The 19,727-nt window shown below is 55.8% G+C and carries 17 protein-coding genes; 5 read left to right on the top strand and 12 right to left on the bottom strand.

Annotation, left to right across the window (positions count from 1 at the left end):
* The first annotated feature begins 53 nt into the window (after nucleotides 1-53).
* Nucleotides 54-827 carry a DUF2189 domain-containing protein gene (locus WNY39_RS13490; protein WP_342846234.1) on the top strand — a complete coding sequence of 258 codons (774 nt, stop codon included), beginning with the start codon at nucleotides 54-56 and terminating at the stop codon, nucleotides 825-827.
* Between the two features lie 219 nt (nucleotides 828-1,046).
* The gene (locus tag WNY39_RS13485) at nucleotides 1,047-1,562 is read left to right on the top strand and encodes a YetF domain-containing protein (protein ID WP_341233631.1); all 516 of its coding nucleotides are present in this window, start codon (nucleotides 1,047-1,049) and stop codon (nucleotides 1,560-1,562) included.
* Between the two features lie 52 nt (nucleotides 1,563-1,614).
* On the opposite strand, the gene phnE (WNY39_RS13480) is transcribed toward WNY39_RS13485, so the two are convergent.
* From phnE (WNY39_RS13480) to WNY39_RS13450, 7 genes are all read right to left on the bottom strand, one after another.
* Nucleotides 1,615-2,367 (bottom strand): phosphonate ABC transporter, permease protein PhnE, encoded by a 753-nt coding sequence (phnE, locus tag WNY39_RS13480; RefSeq protein ID WP_341233679.1) that lies wholly within the window; start codon nucleotides 2,365-2,367, stop codon nucleotides 1,615-1,617.
* Between the two features lie 50 nt (nucleotides 2,368-2,417).
* The gene (phnE, locus tag WNY39_RS13475; protein ID WP_342846203.1) at nucleotides 2,418-3,218 is read right to left on the bottom strand and encodes a phosphonate ABC transporter, permease protein PhnE; all 801 of its coding nucleotides are present in this window, start codon (nucleotides 3,216-3,218) and stop codon (nucleotides 2,418-2,420) included.
* Complete coding sequence (gene phnC, locus WNY39_RS13470; protein WP_342846201.1) at nucleotides 3,215-4,033, bottom strand: phosphonate ABC transporter ATP-binding protein; 819 nt, start codon at nucleotides 4,031-4,033, stop codon at nucleotides 3,215-3,217. The genes phnE (WNY39_RS13475) and phnC overlap by 4 nt, the downstream gene beginning before the upstream one ends.
* A 66-nt stretch (nucleotides 4,034-4,099) precedes the next feature.
* On the bottom strand, nucleotides 4,100-5,008 hold the full coding sequence (gene phnD, locus WNY39_RS13465; protein WP_341233678.1) for a phosphate/phosphite/phosphonate ABC transporter substrate-binding protein: 909 nt from the start codon (nucleotides 5,006-5,008) through the stop codon (nucleotides 4,100-4,102).
* 620 nt (nucleotides 5,009-5,628) lie between these two features.
* Nucleotides 5,629-6,072: a response regulator gene (locus WNY39_RS13460; RefSeq protein WP_342846199.1), complete on the bottom strand. Its 444-nt coding sequence runs from the start codon at nucleotides 6,070-6,072 to the stop codon at nucleotides 5,629-5,631.
* 1 nt (nucleotide 6,073) lies between these two features.
* Nucleotides 6,074-7,852, bottom strand: coding sequence for a CHASE domain-containing protein (locus WNY39_RS13455; protein WP_342846197.1), 1,779 nt, complete (start codon nucleotides 7,850-7,852; stop codon nucleotides 6,074-6,076).
* A gap of 266 nt (nucleotides 7,853-8,118) precedes the next feature.
* Nucleotides 8,119-8,589, bottom strand: a complete 471-nt coding sequence (locus WNY39_RS13450; RefSeq protein ID WP_342846195.1) for an Lrp/AsnC family transcriptional regulator — start codon at nucleotides 8,587-8,589, stop codon at nucleotides 8,119-8,121.
* Nucleotides 8,590-8,713: 124 nt separating this feature from the next.
* Here WNY39_RS13450 and WNY39_RS13445 point away from each other — a divergent pair, with 124 nt between their 5' ends.
* Nucleotides 8,714-12,148, top strand: coding sequence for an indolepyruvate ferredoxin oxidoreductase family protein (locus WNY39_RS13445; protein WP_342846193.1), 3,435 nt, complete (start codon nucleotides 8,714-8,716; stop codon nucleotides 12,146-12,148).
* Nucleotides 12,149-12,202: 54 nt separating this feature from the next.
* Here WNY39_RS13445 and WNY39_RS13440 read toward each other — a convergent pair whose 3' ends face one another.
* Complete coding sequence (locus WNY39_RS13440; RefSeq protein ID WP_342846191.1) at nucleotides 12,203-13,096, bottom strand: DMT family transporter; 894 nt, start codon at nucleotides 13,094-13,096, stop codon at nucleotides 12,203-12,205.
* 301 nt (nucleotides 13,097-13,397) lie between these two features.
* Between WNY39_RS13440 and WNY39_RS13435 the strand changes: the two genes are divergently transcribed.
* Together WNY39_RS13435 and WNY39_RS13430 are read left to right on the top strand one after the other, a co-directional pair.
* Nucleotides 13,398-14,492 carry a carboxynorspermidine decarboxylase gene (locus WNY39_RS13435; RefSeq protein WP_342846231.1) on the top strand — a complete coding sequence of 365 codons (1,095 nt, stop codon included), beginning with the start codon at nucleotides 13,398-13,400 and terminating at the stop codon, nucleotides 14,490-14,492.
* Nucleotides 14,493-14,520: 28 nt separating this feature from the next.
* Nucleotides 14,521-15,762: a saccharopine dehydrogenase family protein gene (locus WNY39_RS13430; protein WP_093917691.1), complete on the top strand. Its 1,242-nt coding sequence runs from the start codon at nucleotides 14,521-14,523 to the stop codon at nucleotides 15,760-15,762.
* A 52-nt stretch (nucleotides 15,763-15,814) separates the two neighbouring features.
* Here WNY39_RS13430 and WNY39_RS13425 read toward each other — a convergent pair whose 3' ends face one another.
* The 4 genes from WNY39_RS13425 to WNY39_RS13410 all read right to left on the bottom strand — a co-directional run bounded on the left by WNY39_RS13425 (nucleotide 15,815) and on the right by WNY39_RS13410 (nucleotide 19,670).
* Nucleotides 15,815-17,041 carry a GAF domain-containing sensor histidine kinase gene (locus WNY39_RS13425; protein WP_342846189.1) on the bottom strand — a complete coding sequence of 409 codons (1,227 nt, stop codon included), beginning with the start codon at nucleotides 17,039-17,041 and terminating at the stop codon, nucleotides 15,815-15,817.
* A gap of 170 nt (nucleotides 17,042-17,211) precedes the next feature.
* The gene (locus WNY39_RS13420) at nucleotides 17,212-17,832 is read right to left on the bottom strand and encodes a nucleoside triphosphate hydrolase (RefSeq protein WP_342846187.1); all 621 of its coding nucleotides are present in this window, start codon (nucleotides 17,830-17,832) and stop codon (nucleotides 17,212-17,214) included.
* A 12-nt stretch (nucleotides 17,833-17,844) separates the two neighbouring features.
* On the bottom strand, nucleotides 17,845-18,609 hold the full coding sequence (locus tag WNY39_RS13415; protein WP_341233620.1) for an ATP-binding cassette domain-containing protein: 765 nt from the start codon (nucleotides 18,607-18,609) through the stop codon (nucleotides 17,845-17,847).
* Nucleotides 18,609-19,670 (bottom strand): ABC transporter permease, encoded by a 1,062-nt coding sequence (locus WNY39_RS13410; RefSeq protein ID WP_342846182.1) that lies wholly within the window; start codon nucleotides 19,668-19,670, stop codon nucleotides 18,609-18,611. Before WNY39_RS13410 ends, WNY39_RS13415 begins: the two co-directional genes overlap by 1 nt.
* Nucleotides 19,671-19,727: the final 57 nt, after the last annotated feature.

Raw genomic sequence — 19,727 nt, 5'->3', positions numbered from 1 at the left:
TGATCGAAACCGACCGGAGCCTGCCAGCCGTGAACGAAACCGCAAGCGATCAAATGATGCACCCAGGTGCGCCCAAGTTCCGCGCGGTTACGACCGCCGACCTTTTGCAAGCGCTTAGACTGGGGTGGGCGGATTTGCGGCGCGCGCCGTTATTTGGGCTTGGCTTTGCTGCCGTCTATGTCATCGCCGCTTGGGCTATGGCGTGGATTACGTGGCAAACCGGAACGACCTTCTGGCTGGTCCTTGCGGTGTTCGGCTTTCCGCTGCTTGGCCCCTTTATCGCCGTCGGCCTCTACGAGGTTTCGCGCGAATTACAGGCGCGAAAACGACCAAGCGTGCCTTATGTTTTGGGTGTGGTCATGCTGCAGCGCAAACGGTCCCTGCCGATGATCGGGGCCATCAGCATTGTGATTTTTCTGTTCTGGTTTTTCCTAGGCCATATGATCTTTGCGCTGTTCCTGGGCCTTTCCCCGATGTCCAATATTTCATCCTCAGCCGAGGTGTTTTTAACCCCGAACGGGCTGGCCATGTTAACCGTTGGCACCCTCGTCGGCGCGATATTTGCGTTGGTTTTGTATATGATCACGGTTCTGGCAATCCCCATGGTGCTGGACCGCGAGGTGGATTTCATCACCGCGATGGCGACCAGTTTTAGCTATGTCACGCACAATCTGCCCGTCATGCTGGGCTGGGCGGTTTTCATTGCCACGCTCACATTGGTATCGCTCGTGCCGCTATTTCTAGGGCTGTTTATCGTGCTGCCGTTGCTGGGCCATGCCACATGGCATCTATACCATCTGCTGATCGTTCAAGCCGAAGCCACATAGTCCGTTAGCCACTAGGGCTTTTCGCCCCCCCTGATGCAGCCTGCGCCCGAAACCCGGATTGGGCCAAATTTCGCCTTACGCCATCGTTTTGAACGCCCCTCTGGCGGGCATGGCCGATTGCCCTACATCGTCTTTTGGATGGCGATATGCGCGACGGCAGGTTTGAGGCCCCTCAAGGGGGCGGCGCATTGAGCCCTATAATATTAGAGGAGTAGACAGATGTTTTTCGACAATTCCATGCTTGATGCCATCGCCCGCGGCGGTTTTCTAAGCGCTTTTGCCCTGTGCTGGATCATTCTTTTGGTGCGCATCGTCGGGTTGCGGTCGTTTTCAAAGATGACAAATTTTGATTTCGTCATGACCGTTGCAATGGGGTCGCTTTTGGCTGGCGCGTCCCAAGCAAACGACTGGACAGGGCTTGTCCAGATATTGGCGGCGATGGTCAGTCTTTTTGCCGTTCAGTTCGGGGCCTCTATCCTTCGCCAGCGCAGCAAAGCAATCAGCAACGCGCTGGAAAACACCCCCGTATTTCTGATGCGCGACGGGGTGATCCTGCATGATGCATTACGTGCAACCCGCGTGTCCGAAAGCGATCTGATCGCCAAACTTCGCAATGCGAACGCGTTAGACCTATCGACCGTCCACGCCGCCATTCTGGAAACAACGGGTGACGTATCGATCCTGCATGGTGACAAGATGGATCAGATTGTTATCAAAAATGTGGTCAACGCTTAGGCTGGGCGCATATCTCAGGTGGCGGGTTTGTCCCGCCACCTGAAATCGCAGATTAGATAATCGCCTTGCGGACTTGCGCCGAAACCCATTCGCTCAGCACCACAGTCGCAAGGATCAGCAGCAGGATCACGAACACCTGATCCCATGCCAAAATGGCCAAGGATGCGTTCATCTTAAGGCCAAGCCCGCCTGCACCGACCAGCCCCAAAATGGCGCTTTCGCGAATGTTAATATCCCAGCGAAAGACAGAGATGCTCCAGAACGCGGGCAGGATTTGCGGCACGATCCCATAGGTCAGAACCTGCGCAGGGCCAGCCCCGGTTGCCGTGATCGCTTCGATCTGGCGGGCGTCCGTTTCCTCGATCGCCTCGTACAGCAGCTTGCCAACAAAACCGATCGACCGCAGCGCGATGGCAATGATCCCGGCCAGCAGACCCGGCCCGATAATGGCCACCAGCAGCAGCGCCCAGATCAACGAATTAATCGACCGCGACGTCACGATGATAAACAACGCAATCGGCCGCAGGAACGTGGTGGAGGGCGAGGTATTTCGCGCTGCCAAAAAGGCGACCGGGATCGCAATAATGACCCCGCCGACAGTGCCCAGTGTCGCAATATTCAACGTATCCCACAGGGGTTTCATCAGTTGCGGCAGATAGGCCCATTTCGGGGGCATCATACGGCTGCCAATGTCCAAGGCCTGATCGGGGGCATCCCAGACAAAGGCCCAGATCGTATCCTTGGACATAATCTGCCAGCACCAGACAAAAAGCGCCACCAGAGCAAACCAACCGAGCCATAGCATCGCACGCTGGGCGGGGGCGCGGTGCGCCCATTCACGAGGTATTGTTTGTGTCATTGCAGGAACTTCCGCAGATAGCTTGAACTATATTCGGCCACCATCACGATGGCGATGATGATCAACAAGATGGCACCCGCACTGTCATATTCGTACCGGTCAATGGCGGTATTCAGCGTGGCACCAATGCCGCCTGCGCCAACAATCCCGATCACCGCGCTTTCGCGAAAATTGATATCCAGACGGTACAGCGACAGCCCGATCAGACGCGGCATGATCTGTGGCTGGATCGCATAATGCAACATTTGCAACCAAGACGCACCGGTGGACCGTATCGCCTCGACTTGCGCTTCGTCGATCTCTTCGATCTCGTCCGCCAGCAGTTTGCCGATGAAACCGATGGTTGCGAAGGACAGCGTTAGAAAGCCCGCAAAGGGGCCAAAGCCAAACATCGCCACCAGAAAAATCGCCACGATCAATTCCTGCAACGACCGGCTGATGGCAATAACCGCGCGGCAAAATACATAGACTTGGCGCGGCACAATATTGCGCGAGGCACCGATGCCGAACGGGATCGACACCAGCACCCCCACGACCGTTGAGGTCAGCGTCATCGTCAGGCTTTCGATCAACCCTTGGCTGATGTCCTTCCAACGGCTGCTGAAATCAGGCTGCAAGAAGCCCATAATAAACCGTTGTCCGCGCTCCAACCCTTCGGAAACGCGTTGCCAGTTCACCTCGACCGACCCAAGGGCCAGTACCAGATACAGCAACACGCCCAGTTGCAGGGCGATGCGGACACGTTTGTCTGACACAATTTGTGGTGGCCGCCGCCATGTGCCGGGATAGCTGCTCATACCATGACCTCGGCAGCCTGTGCGACGTCCAACGGCGTATTGTCTTCATCGTCATCTTCGCGGCGCATCGTGTTCCAGTCTTCGGCACCATAAATCTCGGTCAGTGCGTCTTCGCTTAGGTCGGTTGGGGGGCCGTCAAACACCACTTCACCCGCGCGCAGGCCGACAATACGTTCCATAAAGGATTGCGCCAAAGGCACATCGTGGATGTTTACGATGGCCGGCAACCCACGCTCGGCGCAAATTTCGGTTAACAGACGCATGATCTGACGGCTGGTTTTCGGGTCCAGGCTGGCCGTGGGTTCGTCCACCAGCAGCAGATCGGGTGTTTGCATCAGGGCGCGGGCAATGCCGACCCTTTGACGCTGTCCACCAGACAGCGCATCGGCCCGCTTGTCCGCATGTTGTAACAGCCCAACGCGGTCCAGCAATTCATAAGCGCGGCGAATATCCTCGGACTCAAAACGGCGTAACCAGCTGCGCCAGAACGGAACATACCCCAACCGGCCCGACAATACATTTTCCATCACGGTCAAGCGTTCGACCAAAGCATATTCCTGAAAAATCATCCCGATCCGGCGGCGCTGATGGCGCAGTTCTGTACGACCCAACTGCGCAAGATCGACATCGCCCAACCACACCTCGCCCGAGGTGGGTTCAACCAAGCGGTTGATACAGCGGATCAAGGTGGATTTCCCCGCCCCCGATGGGCCGATCAGCCCGACAAGCTGGCCTTTGTTGATCTCGAGCGTCACATCGCTCAGGGCCGTGTCACCCGTCTTGTAGGTTTTCGACAGGTTTTTCAATTTCAGCATTATGAACGCTCCGAAATGCAACAGGCGGGCATCTGCGCCCGCCTGTCCTGGTTAATTTCTAAAAAGTTACTGGCAGTTGTAAACGACGCCGTTTGCATCGTCGATCTTGCGGATCACTTCCCAGTCTTTTTTGAACGCGATTTCGATAAACTGTGCTTCACCGCTTTTGCCGAATTCTTCTTCCAAAGCAGACCCTTCCCAATCAAACGAGAAGAAAGCCTCTTTCACTTTGGCCTGCAGATCGGGCGTCAGGTTATGCGCCACACCATAGCCGGTCGTCGGGAAGGTTTGCGATGTGTAAAGGGTCGTAAGCTGATCGTCGGTGACCACTTCACGCTCCACCATCCGCGCCCGGACAGAGTTCGCAATGGCGGCTGCCGGATAGTCCTTGTTCGCAACGCCCAAGATCGAATTGTCGTGTTTGCCCGAAAAGACAGGTTCAAAATCGCGGCCCGCTTCCATGTCGAAATCGGCCTTAAGGATCGCGGAAGGTGCTTTGAAGCCAGAGTTCGACGTCTCGGAGGTAAAGGCGAGCTTCTTGCCTTTGATGTCTTCGATTTTTTCGATGCCGGAACCGGGGTAGGAGATAATTTCCATCTCGTAGCCAAACGACCCGTCAGCGGCCGCCATCATTGCAAAAGGACGCAGGCCGCCACAGGCCACGGCCAATGGGTTCGAACCGGTGTTAAAGCCCGCGACGTGCAAACGCCCAGCGCGCATCGCCTCGATCTGGGCGGCGTTGGATTGTACTGGGAAGAACTGAACTTTTTTGCCAGTGATTTCGCTCATGTGGTCCAGAAAACCGGACCAAACTTCGGCATAAACCGCTGGGTCTTCAACCGGGGTATAGGCAAAAATCAGCGTCGACGGATCAATCTGATCAGCGGCATCCGCTGGAATATCCGCGATCAGATCACCATCCGCATCGGTGTATCGATCGCTAAGTGTAAACTCGGCAAAAGCGGGTGCAGTCATCGTCGCGAATAGCGCCACCGCAGAGGCGGCCTGTTTGAAGTATGTCATGGTCTCTCCCTAAAAGTATTCTTCCTAACGCCCTGCCAGAGCCCGATTTTTTTGGCCATCATATCCGGTCAACCCCCTTGTTTTTAAAGGTCTTTGACACCGACACCTGTCACGCGTTCTACGCAGAATTCATTACATCTGCAGTTGAACACCTGTCAAACGCTAACAGCACTTAAATCGTTGATTTTACAAAACTTTCACATTTCTCAGCAGGATTTATTAGCGGCGATCCTTGCCGCCATTCGGCAATGTGTCAACGAAAAAACCACACGGGCTGGCGGGTGGTGGATCAAAACACCGCGCAACGTTAGGTCGTAAACCGGCACCGCGGAGCATTAAAGAACCAACCTGCACAGTCGGTAAGGGACGTGTGGCTTTGGTTATTATGTTGGAATGCGGAGATTGGGCTGTTTGGCATTGCAGTGGGACACCGCGTTAGTCAGCGGAGGTGGCATGGACCAGCATCCTGTGGGCTCGGGCCCTCGGCCCCTTTTGTCGAGAGGGCCGCGACATCCGCAACGACATCGCTGCCCCGTCACCAAGTCATCAGTGACAAAGGCCACCTGCCCAAGTCATGCCAAATTCAGGCTCCGCTCGTCTGGCCGGCACGGTAATTCGCACGTCATCCAATAGCTTTGCAGGGTTTCCAGAACAGACTTCATGCCCTCTTTATTGTGCCGCTTCACGATATATCCATTCACCCGCTCGGCATAGGCGCGCTCGATATCTTGCACACTGTCTGACGTTGTGAACATGAAAACGATGCTGCTTGATGCCTCGCTGCTTGATCGAAGTTCTTTCAGAAACTCATGTCCGTTCATCCGGGGCATGTTTATGTCCAGCAGAACCATAAATGGGTCAGGCAGCCTCCCAGACTGGATCACCTCTAACGCCTCTATCCCGTCTTCGGCCCGTTCGACAAAGGTGCCCGGCGCGATTTTGGAAATCGTCCTCTCGACAATCATTGCATCAAGGGGGTTATCCTCGACCAAAAGAATGTTCATTTGACGTGCCATGTTAGGCAACCTTACTCAGCTCAGGGTCTTCGGACGTTTGGGTATTGGGCCAAAAGAACGTGAATTCAGCGCCTTCCTTCTCTGATGACGACACAGCGATATTGTAGCCATGGCGCTGCACCGCTTTTTTAACGATGGCCAATCCGATACCCGTACTTTCCGGCTCATCCCCCTTACGAAGAGTTTGGAAAACATCGAATATTCTGCCGTGAAACTCGGGCGAAATACCCTTGCCGTTGTCACGGACTGAAACTTTCAGCCGGTTGCCCTGATCTTCGACGCTCACATCGATCTGCGCGGCATCCGGTTCGGGGTGATACTTAAACGCATTCGTGATCAAACTTTCGAGGACACGGCGGAAATTATAACTGTCGCAGGATATTTTATCGACGTCGGAGGACAGCTGTATTTGTGCAGCGTCCACACAAATATCCACGACGCAATCGGCGATTAACGCCTCAAGGTTCATGTTGGGGGGGACTTCGGCCTCAAAATTCCCAATGCGGGAAAATTCCATAATGCCCTTTGTCAGATCATTCATCCGGTTCACCCGTTCGTGGATCATCTTGAATTGCGCTTTGATCTCGGCGTGATCATCAAGGGGGCCGAAAATTTCCTCCAGATCTTCCTCGATTATATCAGCGAGATACCCGATCCCACGTACCGGCGTCCTTAGGTCATGCGACGCGATATAGACGAATTGTTCGATTTCAGCATTTGCGCGTTCCAGATGCTCGGTTTTAGAACGCAAATCGACGGTAAGCTGATGCGCATAAGCTTGCGCCCGCCTGTTGGAACGCGCAAGCATCACCAGCAAGGAGAACACCAAAATTTCAATAATCAATCCGCCGATCAGGATCAGTGTCGGTTGTTCCGAACCATTTTGTTGCCGAAAGGCAGTGTTCGTACGGATATCAAGGACCCAGTTGCGCCCGTACATATCCAACGAAACCGTATCTGAAAACATCGGATTGTTGTCGCGCAGAGGGTCCTCGTCGCTATGTTCATCGTAGATAATTTTATCATTGTCGCGGATGCTGAACCGGACCTCGCGCAGGTCTTTTGACAGCAGGCCTTCGACCAGTTTACGCACGACAAAGGACGCGTAAACGACGCCCGCAAATTGTTCTTGCCGTGCCTGTACAGTTTGCGGTTTTCCGCCACGATAAAACGGCGTGTAGAACAGGAAACCCGGCGTGTGACCGCTGTCCTGCATCAGGACAATTGGCCCTGTAATCTGCGCGGTGCCACTGTCGCGGATAGCCAAAACGCCAGCCCTGCGATTTGTCTCGTGCGCCACGTCCAAGCCAACAACCGCCGCGTTTATGTCTTCGGGTTCGATATAGGTAATCGGCAGTAGGAAATCTTGGTCATGCACCGGGTAGACATCAAAACCCGGGCCTTCGGCGGCACGTGCGGCTTGAAACTGGGCAAAATCATCCCGTTCCACATAGGAAATGACGCCAAAGCTGTTAGCACCTGGATATCGTTCGCGTATTTTCAGCGAGCCCGCAAAGGCCTTCCAATCCAAACGGTTGGTCTGACCGTCAAGCGCATCAACATGCGCCACGCCGGACCACAACGCGTCTTCATATCGCGACATACGATCGACAATCAGGCCAATTGCACGGTCTTTCGCCGCATGAAACCGGTTTTCGACCTGCAAATCAACTTGATGCCTTGAATATAGATATGCGCCAATTGTCATCGCCAAAGACATCAAAACGATGGCGATATGTAAAATGGAAACGCCCCCCATATGGGGTTCTGAAGACTTCACCACGGGCACCCTTTAAACAAAAGCCGAAACGACTGAATTTGATAGGTCAGTCATCCCGCAAACCTATTAAATTTTGGTGAAATACGGGCTCACAAAGTCATATTCTTAGAGGGTCGACACCTAAAATTGCCATCAAAAAGCAGATAGAAAAATTGCGCAGCCTCCGCGCCTGTTCGCATGTTCTGGTCAAGCAAACCGCGCCCGATCGCCCCTCGAAGGGCGCTGCCCCCGGCTTAGATTGCCGACGTTTAAGCGTCGCAAATCGCTTAAACCGGAATTTTGCTCGTGTGTTTGATCCGGCGCAATGCAAACACGGTCGACGTCCCTGCAACACAGTCAAGATCCAACAGACGGCGCATTAATACCGCTTCAAAATCAGCGATATCCTGAACCACCATATGCAACATGTAATCCCAATCTCCGGTGACTGAATATGCCTCAATAATCGCAGGCTCCGCATCGATGGCCTGTTGAAAAGCGGCGCGCGCTTTGGCGTCCTGAGATTTCATTCGCACCTGACAATAAACGTCCATTCCGCGCCCGACCTTGGCCGGATCGACAAGACGTACAGGCGGGCCAATGATACCGCGGTCTTCCAAACTACGGATGCGGCGCCAGATCGTGGCAGCAGAACTGTTCGTCGCCTCGGCAAGGTCCGCCACGCTACGCGAAGCGTCTTCTTGCAGGATCGAAAGCAGTTTTGACTCGGCGGGGCTAAGCGGGATCATTTCATTCATGATTTGAGTATATTTGAAGCGTTCAATTCATCAAGCGCAGATATATCAATATGATTGAACACATCTCTCAGGCAAACCGAGGTATTTACACCAAAACCAATCACCACCCATGCGAGGCCGCCCCGTGACCGATCAAACCCCTATCCTGAAAGACTACGCCCTTAGTGATCGCTACTCGCGAACCTCGGGTCGGGTCTTTATGACCGGCACGCAGGCCATTGTACGTATGGCGCTGGATCAGGCGCGCCGCGACCGGGACAACGGGCTGGACACGCGCGGCTATATCTCTGGTTATCGCGGATCGCCGGTGGGCGGGATCGATCTGGAAATCGGACGCAATGCCAAGATTGTTCAAGAGGCAGGCGTGACCTTTCTGCCAGCCGTGAACGAGGAATTCGGCGCGACCCAGATGATCGGCACACAGCAAGTTGAAACCGACCCCGACAAGCAATGTCTTGGGGTGTTCGGCCTGTGGTATGGCAAGGGGCCGGGCGTGGACCGTGCGGGCGACGCGCTGAAACACGGTAACGCTTACGGGTCGTCGCCGCATGGTGGCGTGTTGGTGGTCGCGGGGGATGACCATGGTTGCGTATCATCGTCGATGTCGCACCAATCCGACGTCGCCTTCATGAACTTTTTCATGCCGACACTGAACCCGGCAAACGTGGCGGAGTTTCTGCCTTTTGCCGAATGGGGCTATGCGCTGTCGCGGTTTTCGGGGATGTGGGTGGGGTTCAAAGCCATCTCAGAAACGGTTGAATCCGGCATGTCTTTTGACCTGCTGCCCCCGCGAGAGTTCGCCACACCCGACGATTTCACCGCACCGCCCGAGGGGCTGCATTACCGCTGGCCCGATCTCCCCGGCCCGCAGATCGAGGCACGGTTGGAACATAAAAAGGCGGCCGTTCTGGCGTTTGCCCGCGCCAACCCGATTGATCGGGCCGAATGGGGTCATCCTGCGCGCTTTGGCATTGTCACGACCGGAAAATCCCATCTGGACGTGCTAGAGGCGTTGCGCCTGCTTGGCATTGATCAGGCTCGCGCGGCAGAGCTGGGCATCGACCTGTACAAGGTCGGGATGGTCTGGCCGCTAGAGCATGAAGGCGCATTGGCCTTTGCCCAAGACAAGGACGAATTGCTGGTCATCGAGGAAAAACGCGGCATTATCGAGAGCCAGTTGAAAGAACATTTCTACGACTTCCCCGGCCGCAAACCCCGCCGTATGGTCGGCAAACGCGACGAAAATGGCGACCGGCTGATCCCTTGGACGCAGGAATTGGGCCCGGTCATGTTAGCCCGCCATATTGCCCAGCGGTTGGAACGTAATTTCACCGATCTTGACCTAACTGACCTGGCCAACAAGGCGAGCCCCACAACCACAACCAATCCGATCAACATCCCCGGCGCGACCCGCACGCCCTACTTCTGCTCGGGCTGTCCGCATAACACGTCGACCAAGGTGCCCGAGGGCAGTCAGGCTCTTGCCGGCATCGGGTGTCATTTCATGGCCAGTTGGATGGGGCGCAACACGACGTCGCTGATCCAAATGGGCGGGGAAGGTGTGAACTGGGTGGCCAGATCGCAGTTTAATGGCAATCGTCATATCTTTCAAAACCTTGGCGAGGGCACCTATTACCATTCAGGATCGCTCGCCATTCGCCAAGCCATCGCCGCCGGCACCAATATTACCTATAAAATCCTGTTTAACGACGCCGTCGCCATGACCGGCGGGCAATCGGTGGACGGCCCCATTTCGGTCGAGGCGATTGCGACATCTGTTTTGGCCGAAGGCGCAAAGAAGGTTGTGATCGTTTCCGATCAGCCCGAACGGTTTCACCGCACCGACCTGCCGCGTGCCGTCACCGTGCATCACCGCCGCGAGCTGGACCGCATTCAACGCGAATTGCGCGAAATTTCCGGCACCACTGTGCTGATCTATCAGCAGACCTGCGCCACAGAAAAGCGCCGCCTGCGCAAACGTGGTCAGATGGAGGACCCAAAAAAATTCGCCGTCATCAACCCGCTGGTCTGCGAGGGCTGCGGGGATTGTTCCGTTGAATCCAACTGCCTAAGCGTTGAACCGCTAGAGACCGAATTCGGGCGCAAACGTAAAATCAATCTGAACACCTGCAACAAGGATTTCACCTGCGTCAACGGTTTCTGCCCCAGCTTCGTGACTGTCGAAGGCGGCACGCTAAAACGCGGCGAAGGGCGCGGCACGGCGGCGTTTGACCGGTTGACGAAAACCCTGACTGATCCGATCCAGCCTGATCTGTCAAAGCCTTGGGATATCGTCGTGACCGGTGTCGGCGGCACCGGGGTCGTGACCGTCGGGCAATTGGTCGCCATGGCCGCCAACCTCGAGGGGAAAGGCGCGTCGGTTCTGGATTTCATGGGGTTTGCCCAGAAATTCGGACCCGTCATCAGCTATATCCGCATGGCCAACAGCGCGGCAGAGGTTAATCAGGTGCGGGTCGAACCCGGCTCTGCCGACGCCTTGATCGGCTGCGATATCGTGGTCAGTTCATCGCCCAAAGCATCCATGACCTATCACGCGGGGACGCGCGCCGTGGTGAATACTGCGGTGATGCCAACCGGCGATCTGGTGCAGAACCGCGATGCCGATCTGAACGCCGATACCCGGCTACAGGCCATATCCAAAGGCGTCGATGCCGCAGGCTTGCACACGCTGGATGCCAATGCTCTGTCCGAGGCGCTGTTGGGCGATACGGTGTTTGCCAATGTCATGATGCTGGGGGCCGCGTGGCAGGCAGGGCTGGTGCCGCTATCGCTTGGGGCCTTGATGAAAGCCATCGATCTGAATGGTGTCAAACCTGATCAGAACAAACGTGCCTTTGGCTGGGGGCGATTGGTGGTACACGACCGCGCGGCGGTCGAGGCCGCCGCGAACTTGCCCATCAGTGCCATTCAGACGGTGGATCAGATGATCGAACGTCGGGCGGCATTTCTGGCAGAGTATCAAGATGCAGCTTGGGCCGACACCTTCCGCGCAACCATCGAACATGTGCGCACAGCCGAAACCAAGATTATCGGCGCAGCAGGCCCCCTGACCGAAGCGGCCACAAAGGGGTTGTTCAAGCTCATGTCCTATAAGGATGAATACGAGGTTGCGCGGCTGCACAGCCAGACGGGATTTATTGAAGGGCTGAAAGACCGGTTCGATGGCGACATCACCATCCGTCACCACCTTGCCCCGCCCATGTTATCCGGCGCGAAAGACGCCCGTGGACGCCCGATCAAGCGCAGCTTCGGCCCTTGGATGCAGATTGCATTTCGCGGATTGTCAAAGGTGAAACGCCTGCGCGGCACACCGTTAGACCCTTTTGGTTATACCGAGGAACGCCGGATGGAACGTGCTTTGATCCGTGAATACCGCGCTGTTCTGGATACGCTTACGGCAGGCCTAACCGCCAGCAATACAGAGGATGCCGCACGCATCGCAGGCATGGTGATGGATATTCGCGGCTTTGGCCCGGTCAAAGCCGAAGCGGCGGCGCGGGTACGAGCGCAAATCACTGAAAGCCTTAAGGCATTTTGAACCGTCTGACATAAGGGTGGCGGTGTCATACGCCTATGCGCCGTTGCCCCCCTATCAGGCTGGCAATGGTTTGCGTTTGCGCACACTGATCAACAGTCCGACCGTCAGGACCACGAGCGCGAAAACACTGATCAGGCTTAGGCTTTCGCCCAAGATTAGCGCGCCGAGGATAGCCCCGCCCCCCGGAACAGCCGCAAGGATGAAAGACGTGTTTCCGTTCCCGATTGTGCGCGACGCATAGGCAATAAAGAGAAGGCCAATCAGGTTCGGCACAAACCCCTGATAGATGGCTTGCAACACCAGCGGCCCCATCGGTGCCGTTGCAATGCCGGATGGCAGCCAAAGCGCCCATATCGGCAGGTAAATAACCGCGTTCACGATCGTCCCACAAAAAATGATCTGCATGGCCCCAAGCTGCCACCGCTCTGACAGAATAACGTAGGAGGAGAAAAACAGCGCACCAATCAAAAATAGGATGTCACCGATCCATGCGTCTGCCCCGCTGCTGACGCTTGCATCAAAGGACAGCGCGACCGCGGAAACAAGGATCATGCCGGCCCCTAGTAATTGCCGAAAGCTGGGGCGCATGCGCGTTATAAAGACAGCAAAGACGATGCTGATCAGGGGCAGCAGCCCGTTCATGAAAATCCCGCCATGCGCGGCAGGCGCGTATTTATAGCCGGAAAAGACAGTGAGGATATAGATCGGGCCTAGGATAAAAGAGACAACTGCGATCTTTTTAAGGCTCAGACCCCGCCATGGCTTGTAGTAAAGGCAAAGCGGCACAGCCACCAGCGACGCCAGACCATAGCGGAACGCGGCCAGATCATAGATCGTTAATCCGCTGTCATTGGCGACCCGGCTGACGATCAGCCAAAAAGACCAGACAAAAACAATGCTCCACGCGGCGGCATAGCCGGTGAGGTTGGCAGGAACGTTAATGGGCATATGCGCTGTGTCTGACCTGATGGGGAAATATGGGGCCGTGGGCCTAGCAGTAGGTTTCGGCCACCCCATAGGCAAGGGCGTGGCTGTAGAAAAGACAACAAGATCCCGTCGTGCATCCGCCAGAACATTAAAGAATTCGAACAGTTTTCACCGTTGCGTCGATCAGGCAGAGCCGCTAAACGCCCCTTTCGAAAAAGCGGCAGACGACGTACCATATCGCCACATCGTTTAATCGATGTTCCAATATTTCCTTCGGCTCAGCGCCCAGGCGCACGACATGGACCCAATGAAAGGTTTTGCTGTGCAGACCCCCTATTATCTGATCGATAAATCCAGCCTCCTGATCAATCTTGAAAAGATTGAGCAACTGCGCGCGGCCTCCGGCGCGAAATGCCTGCTCGCGCTGAAATGCTTTGCGACGTGGTCCGTCTTTGATTTCATGTCGGAGTATATGGACGGCTCGACTTCGTCATCGCTGTATGAGGTTCGCTTGGGCCATGAAAAGTTTCCGGGCGAAACCCATGCCTATTCGGTCGCCTATGCAGATCACGAGATTGATCAGGTGCTGGCCCATTCCGACAAGATCATTTTCAACTCAATCGGTCAGTTGTCGAAATTTGATCGCACATCCCAAGGGCATGTGCGCGGGTTGCGGGTCAATCCGGGCGTTTCCACATCCGAGTTTGATTTGGCCGATCCCGCCCGCCCCTTTAGCCGGTTGGGCGAACATGACCCGGCCGAGATCGCCAAGGTCAGCGATAAAATCAGCGGTTTGATGTTTCACAACAACTGCGAAAACGACCGCTTTGACCGTTTCGACGAGATGCTGACCCTGATCGAAGACCGCTTTGGTGCGTTGATCCACGGTATGGACTGGATCAGCTTGGGCGGCGGCGTTCACTTTACCGGCGAAGGCTATCCGCTGGATCAGCTTGCCGCGCGTCTTAAGGCATTTGCCCAAACCTACGGCGTGCAGGTGTATCTTGAGCCGGGAGAAGCCGCGATCACCGGGGCCGCGACGCTTGAGGTGACAGTGCTGGACACAATGCATAACGGCAAAAACCTTGCCATCGTCGACAGTTCCATCGAAGCGCATATGCTGGACCTGCTCATCTACCGCGAGCCTGCAAAGGTCACCCCGAACGTGGGCGACCACCAATGGATGATCTGCGGAAAATCCTGCCTTGCCGGCGATATCTTTGGCGAATTCCGATTTGACGCGCCGCTAAAGGCCGGGGATCGCATTTCATTTCAAGACGCTGCAGGGTACACAATGGTCAAGAAAAATTGGTTCAACGGCGTCAAGATGCCCAGTATCGCAATCCGCGAGCTTGATGGAACCACACGCATGGTGCGCGACTTTGACTATGACGACTTTGCAGCCGCACTGTCCTGAACCCACTAAAAAGAGGTCTTTTGAATATATGAAACGTAATGTTCTGATCATCGGCGCAGGCGGTGTTGCACAGGTTGTGGCCCATAAATGCGCGCAAAATAACGATGTCTTGGGCGATCTGCATATCGCAAGCCGAACCCTGTCAAAATGCCAAGAGATCATTCAAACTGTCCACGACAAGGCGGCGATGAAACAGGACGGCGTTTTTGATGCACATCAGGTTGACGGGATGGACAGTGCGGCGGTTGCGGCACTGATCACCAAAACGGGCGCGCAGATCGTGATCAATGTGGGGTCGCCCTTTGTGAATATGACCGTGCTTGAGGCCTGCATTCAGACCGGTGCTGCCTATATCGACACCGCCATTCACGAAGACCCGACCAAGATTTGTGAAACGCCGCCATGGTATGGCAACTATGAATGGAAGCGCCGTGAAGATTGTGCGGCCGCGGGTGTCACCGCGATTTTGGGGGCCGGGTTTGATCCGGGTATGGTCAATGCGTTTGCCCGCTTTGCCGTGGATGAGTTCATGGACGAAGTCACCTCGATCGACATTGTCGACATCAACGCCGGTGACCATGGCAAATACTTCTCGACCAACTTCGACCCCGAGATCAACTTTCGCGAATTCACCGGCACCGTTTACAGCTGGCAGAAAGGCGCGTGGCAAGAGAACAAGATGTTCGAGGTTGGCCGCGAATGGGATCTTCCCGTTGTGGGCAAGCAAAAGGCCTATATGTCCGGCCACGACGAGGTGCATTCCCTCGCCGCGAACTATCCAGAGGCTGACATCCGGTTCTGGATGGGTTTCGGCGATCATTACATCAACGTCTTTACCGTTCTGCAAAACCTTGGGCTGTTGTCAGAACAGCCGGTCGTCACAGCCGAGGGTCTAGAGGTCGTACCGCTGAAAGTGGTCAAGGCCGTGTTGCCAGATCCCTCCAGCCTTGCGCCGAATTATACGGGCAAAACCTGCATCGGCGATCTGGTCAAAGGCATCAAAGACGGCAAAGAGGTAGAGGTGTTCGTCTATAACGTCGCCGATCACAAGGACGCCTATAACGAGGTCGGCAGCCAGGGCATTTCATACACAGCGGGCGTTCCGCCGGTGGCCGTGGCGATGCTGATCGCCGATGGCACTTATGACCAAGGGGTCATGATGAACGTAGAGGAGTTGGACCCCAAGCCGCTGTTTTCACTGCTTGATAACATCGGTCTGCCCACGCGCGTCAAAGACGCCAAGGGCGACCGGGAATGGAACCGCGCCTAGGTCACCCTGCGCTGGCATGTAGCGGCGGGTGCGGATGTTTCAGTTTGACGGCTTAACCAGGCAGTTGAACTGAAAACACCGTGCCCGCCGCATTGCTATCAACCGCGATCACCCCGCCATGGGCGCGCGCAATGGTGGACGCGATATGCAAGCCAAGGCCAAGGCCCTCGCCCTCTGAAGTCCGACCGCGCTGGAAGGGACGGAACAGGTTCTCTCTTAGCTCTGCCGGGATTTCCTGCCCCTGATTGGTGACGCTGATGATGACCTGACCAGAACTGCATTCGCCCACCACTTTGATCGGCGTTCCCGGTGCGCCGTGTGACATCGCGTTCGACAACAGGTTTGAAACAGCTTGCGCGATCCGCGACGCGTCACAAGTGATCGGACGGTCGAAACGCAAGTCCAGTTCGACTTGTCGTTCTGGGGCCACAGCGCGTATTTCTTCGACGACTTCGGTGACGGCAACGGCCAAAGGCGCGTCTTCGGTCGAACGGATATTGATCCCGCCGCCAAGCCGCGATTTCGCGTGTAGCATCAGGTTATCGATCAGCTCGTTCATGCGATGCAAAGGCGCGCGCATCAGGTTCAGCGTCGACCGTGCCTTATCCGGCATCGGCTCTTTGCCCAACAGCCGCAGACCGGATGCAAATGCAGCAACCGGATTGCGCAGGTCATGCCCCAAAATCGCGACAAATTCCTCTTGGATTTGCCCCAGCTTGCGCTCGTGCTCCAGCTCCAGCTCTTGCGCCTCGATCCGTTCCTCGGCCGACAGGCTGCGCCCGATCAGATTGGCAAACATCTTTAGCATCGCGTGGGCGCGCAAACCGCCCAGATCACGCGGTTCGGTGTCGATGGCACATAGCGTCCCGAAAAAACTGCCATCGCTGCGGTAAATAGGGACAGAGGCATAGCTGACGATGCCGAATTTCGCAGCGATAGGATCGTCGCGATAAACCTTGTCTGTCGCGACATTATTAAAGATGACTTCGTCGCCGGTATCCCGGACGGTCTGACAAAACGTCGATTGAATTTCGATTTCGTCACCTTCGGCAATACCAAAATTCACCTCGTCCACCGAACGGCATGCCACCCAACGGTCATTCGTGACGCGGGCCACGGCGGCAAAGCGCGCGTTGGTCGCCAACATGACCGTCTCTAAGATCGTCCGGACCAAATCGCTTTTGACCAGCCGTTCAATATCGATCTGAAAATCATGTGTGCCGTCTAGATAAGCCTGATGGTCCTGGACCACAGACATTTGTGATGACTGTTCGCTCATATAGAACCCTCGCAAAAATACTGGCTATCCGACCCGTTGATCAAATTCCCGACAAAAATATGTGGGAAAATACGCGGATGCCAGCGAAATCTTAAGGCTTTTTTAATGCGCGGCTGGCTGGCCTATGGGTTGGCGAATATGGGATGCAACTTTGCCGACCTTGGGGCCGGTCATGCAATAATGGACTGCTGGTCTTGGGCAATGACGATGTCGCAAGGATATGCGTTTTCCAGCACAAGCTTAGCGTTTGGCAAATCGTTCCCTTCGGCCTTTGCCTGCGCGTCTTGAGGGGTGTAGCCATGGTCGATCCAGCGTTGCAGCAGGCGTTGTTCCAAGACCTGCAGGCTGACGTCGATGCCGACAGAAAAATCCCAAATCTGCCGTAAATCCCGCCAAACGGGTTGGTCCAGCATCAGATAATTGCCTTCGACCAGTATTGTCGTCGTTTCAGGGCGTATGATCCCAGCCCCCGCAATCGACATATCAAGGGATCGGTCGAAGCGGGGAAACACGACATCGTCCTCGGTTTTCAACCGCCGGATCAGGTGGATGAAACCAGCGGCGTCAAAGGTTTCAGGTGCGCCTTTTCGGCATAATAAACCGCGTTCGATCAGCAGGGCGTTGTCCAGATGGAAGCCATCCATGGGCACGACCTGCATCGTGCTATCGTTGCGTTCAAGCGTCTCTGCCAAAGTGGATTTTCCGCTAGCGGGCGGCCCGGCCAACGCGACGACACGCCGCTTGCCGGTATATGCCACCGCGCTAATTCTGCGGGCCAACGTCTCCAACACAACGGGTGCGCCCTATGCCGCGTCCGGCACGGCAGCGCCTGTCATGAATGCAACTGCGTCCGACATCGTATAGTTTTTCGGGTCAATCACACATAGGCGTTTGCCCAAACGGTGTACGTGAATACGGTCCGCTACCTCAAACACATGGGGCATGTTGTGGCTGATCAGGATGATCGGGATGCCACGGCTTTTGACTTCCAGAATAAGCTCCAGAACCCGTCTGCTTTCCTTGACCCCCAAGGCGGCTGTGGGTTCGTCCAGAATAATCACCTTTGACCCAAAGGCCGCAGCGCGCGCCACGGCGACGCCCTGACGTTGGCCACCCGATAATGTCTCGACCGCTTGGTTGATATTCTGGATCGTCATCAACCCCAGATCGGACAGCTTTTGGCGGGCGATGTCTTCCATCCGCTTGCGATCCAGTTGCCGCAAGACCGATCCGCGAAAGCCCGGTTTGCGCAATTCACGGCCCATGAACATGTTGTCGGCAATCGACAAGGCCGGTGACATCGCGAGCGTTTGATACACTGTCTCGATCCCCGCGTTGCGCGCATCAATCGGCGAGCGGAAGCGGATTTCTTCGCCCTCCAGCGTCACGGTGCCGGCGTCTGGCGTCACAGCGCCCGAGATCGCCTTGATCAACGAACTTTTGCCGGCCCCGTTGTCGCCGATAATGGCAAGGATTTCGCCCGGCATCAGATCGAAGTCACAATTGTCAAGGGCCGTTACCCGACCGTAGCGCTTCACCAGCCCGCGGGCTTTCAACATCGGTTCCATCACGCGGCTACCTTTCTAATCCATTGGTCCACTGCAACAGCGCCAATAATCAACACGCCGATCAGTAAGAAGGTCCATTGCGCGTCGGCCCCAGCCAGTCGCAACCCGAGTGTAAAGACACCCACGATCAACGCCCCAAAGAACGTCCCTAGGATCGAACCGCGCCCGCCGAACAGAGAGATACCGCCAATCACAACCGCGGTGATGCTTTCGATGTTCAGCAACTGCCCAGAAGTAGGTGAGACAGACCCGATCCGCCCGATCAGCGCCCATCCAGCAAAGCCACAGATCAACCCTGCGATGGCATAGACCGAGATGATGGTCCTTTTCACGTTAACGCCCGACAGCTCGGCCGCATCCGGGTCGTCGCCCACAGCATACACATGCCTGCCCCAAGCAGTGTGTTTCAGAACATAGGACAGCACGAGCACCAAGAGCAGCATGAAAATCACACCAAGGGTAAACACCGCGCCGCCCAGTTTGAATTTCGTCCCCAGCAGTTGAAGCAAGGGGGCCTGCGCTGCGATGTCTTGACTGCGAATGGTTTCGTTCGCGGAATATAGAAAATTCGCCGCCAGCACGATCTGCCACATACCAAGCGTCACGATAAACGGGGGCAGCTTCATCACAGCCACCAGCCAGCCGTTCACCGTGCCGATCAAGGTGCCAAAGGCAAGGCCCAAGACCACCGCAACCTCGGCAGGCAGCCCATAGCGAAAGGTCACCTGCCCCATCACGACCGAGGAGATCACGGCAATTGCGCCAACGCTAAGGTCAATCCCCGCCGTGAGGATAACAAGGCTTTGCGCCGCGGCCACGATGCCGACAATCTGCACCTGCTGCAAAATCAGGGTCAATGCGAAGGGCGAGAAGAACTTGGCCCCCATCAGCGTGCCAAAGACCACGATTGACGCGACCAGCACGATAAGCGGCACCAGCGCTGGCGTCACATGCAACGCGTGGTGAAGTTTCCCAACGAAGCCTGATCCGGTCTCATCAAAATGCGCGACATCTGTCGTAGCACTTGATGCGGCGGCCTCGAAATTATCCCCGGTGGACATTGTTTTCTCCCCCCCAAATCCCCAATGCGAAGGTGGCATCCACCCTCAATACGTCTG

Origin of the sequence: Sulfitobacter sp. AS59, assembly GCF_038899995.1 — a bacterium.
Lineage (GTDB): Bacteria > Pseudomonadota > Alphaproteobacteria > Rhodobacterales > Rhodobacteraceae > Sulfitobacter.
Note: the sequence above shows the minus strand (reverse complement) of the source record. Positions and strands in the feature narration are given on the sequence as shown.

Excerpts from the sequence above, each read along its gene's own strand:
- WNY39_RS13485 (WP_341233631.1), top strand. The coding sequence starts at position 1,047 with ATGTTTTTCGACAATTCCATGCTTGATGCCATCGCCCGCGGCGGTTTT.
- WNY39_RS13490 (WP_342846234.1), top strand. The coding sequence starts at position 54 with ATGATGCACCCAGGTGCGCCCAAGTTCCGCGCGGTTACGACCGCCGAC.
- WNY39_RS13425 (WP_342846189.1), bottom strand. The coding sequence starts at position 17,041 with ATGAGCGAACAGTCATCACAAATGTCTGTGGTCCAGGACCATCAGGCT.
- WNY39_RS13440 (WP_342846191.1), bottom strand. The coding sequence starts at position 13,096 with ATGCCCATTAACGTTCCTGCCAACCTCACCGGCTATGCCGCCGCGTGG.
- phnD (WP_341233678.1), bottom strand. The coding sequence starts at position 5,008 with ATGACTGCACCCGCTTTTGCCGAGTTTACACTTAGCGATCGATACACC.
- WNY39_RS13410 (WP_342846182.1), bottom strand. The coding sequence starts at position 19,670 with ATGTCCACCGGGGATAATTTCGAGGCCGCCGCATCAAGTGCTACGACA.
- phnE (WP_341233679.1), bottom strand. The coding sequence starts at position 2,367 with ATGCTATGGCTCGGTTGGTTTGCTCTGGTGGCGCTTTTTGTCTGGTGC.
- WNY39_RS13450 (WP_342846195.1), bottom strand. The coding sequence starts at position 8,589 with ATGAATGAAATGATCCCGCTTAGCCCCGCCGAGTCAAAACTGCTTTCG.
- WNY39_RS13415 (WP_341233620.1), bottom strand. The coding sequence starts at position 18,609 with ATGGAACCGATGTTGAAAGCCCGCGGGCTGGTGAAGCGCTACGGTCGG.
- WNY39_RS13430 (WP_093917691.1), top strand. The coding sequence starts at position 14,521 with ATGAAACGTAATGTTCTGATCATCGGCGCAGGCGGTGTTGCACAGGTT.
- phnE (WP_342846203.1), bottom strand. The coding sequence starts at position 3,218 with ATGAGCAGCTATCCCGGCACATGGCGGCGGCCACCACAAATTGTGTCA.
- WNY39_RS13460 (WP_342846199.1), bottom strand. The coding sequence starts at position 6,072 with ATGGCACGTCAAATGAACATTCTTTTGGTCGAGGATAACCCCCTTGAT.
- phnC (WP_342846201.1), bottom strand. The coding sequence starts at position 4,033 with ATGCTGAAATTGAAAAACCTGTCGAAAACCTACAAGACGGGTGACACG.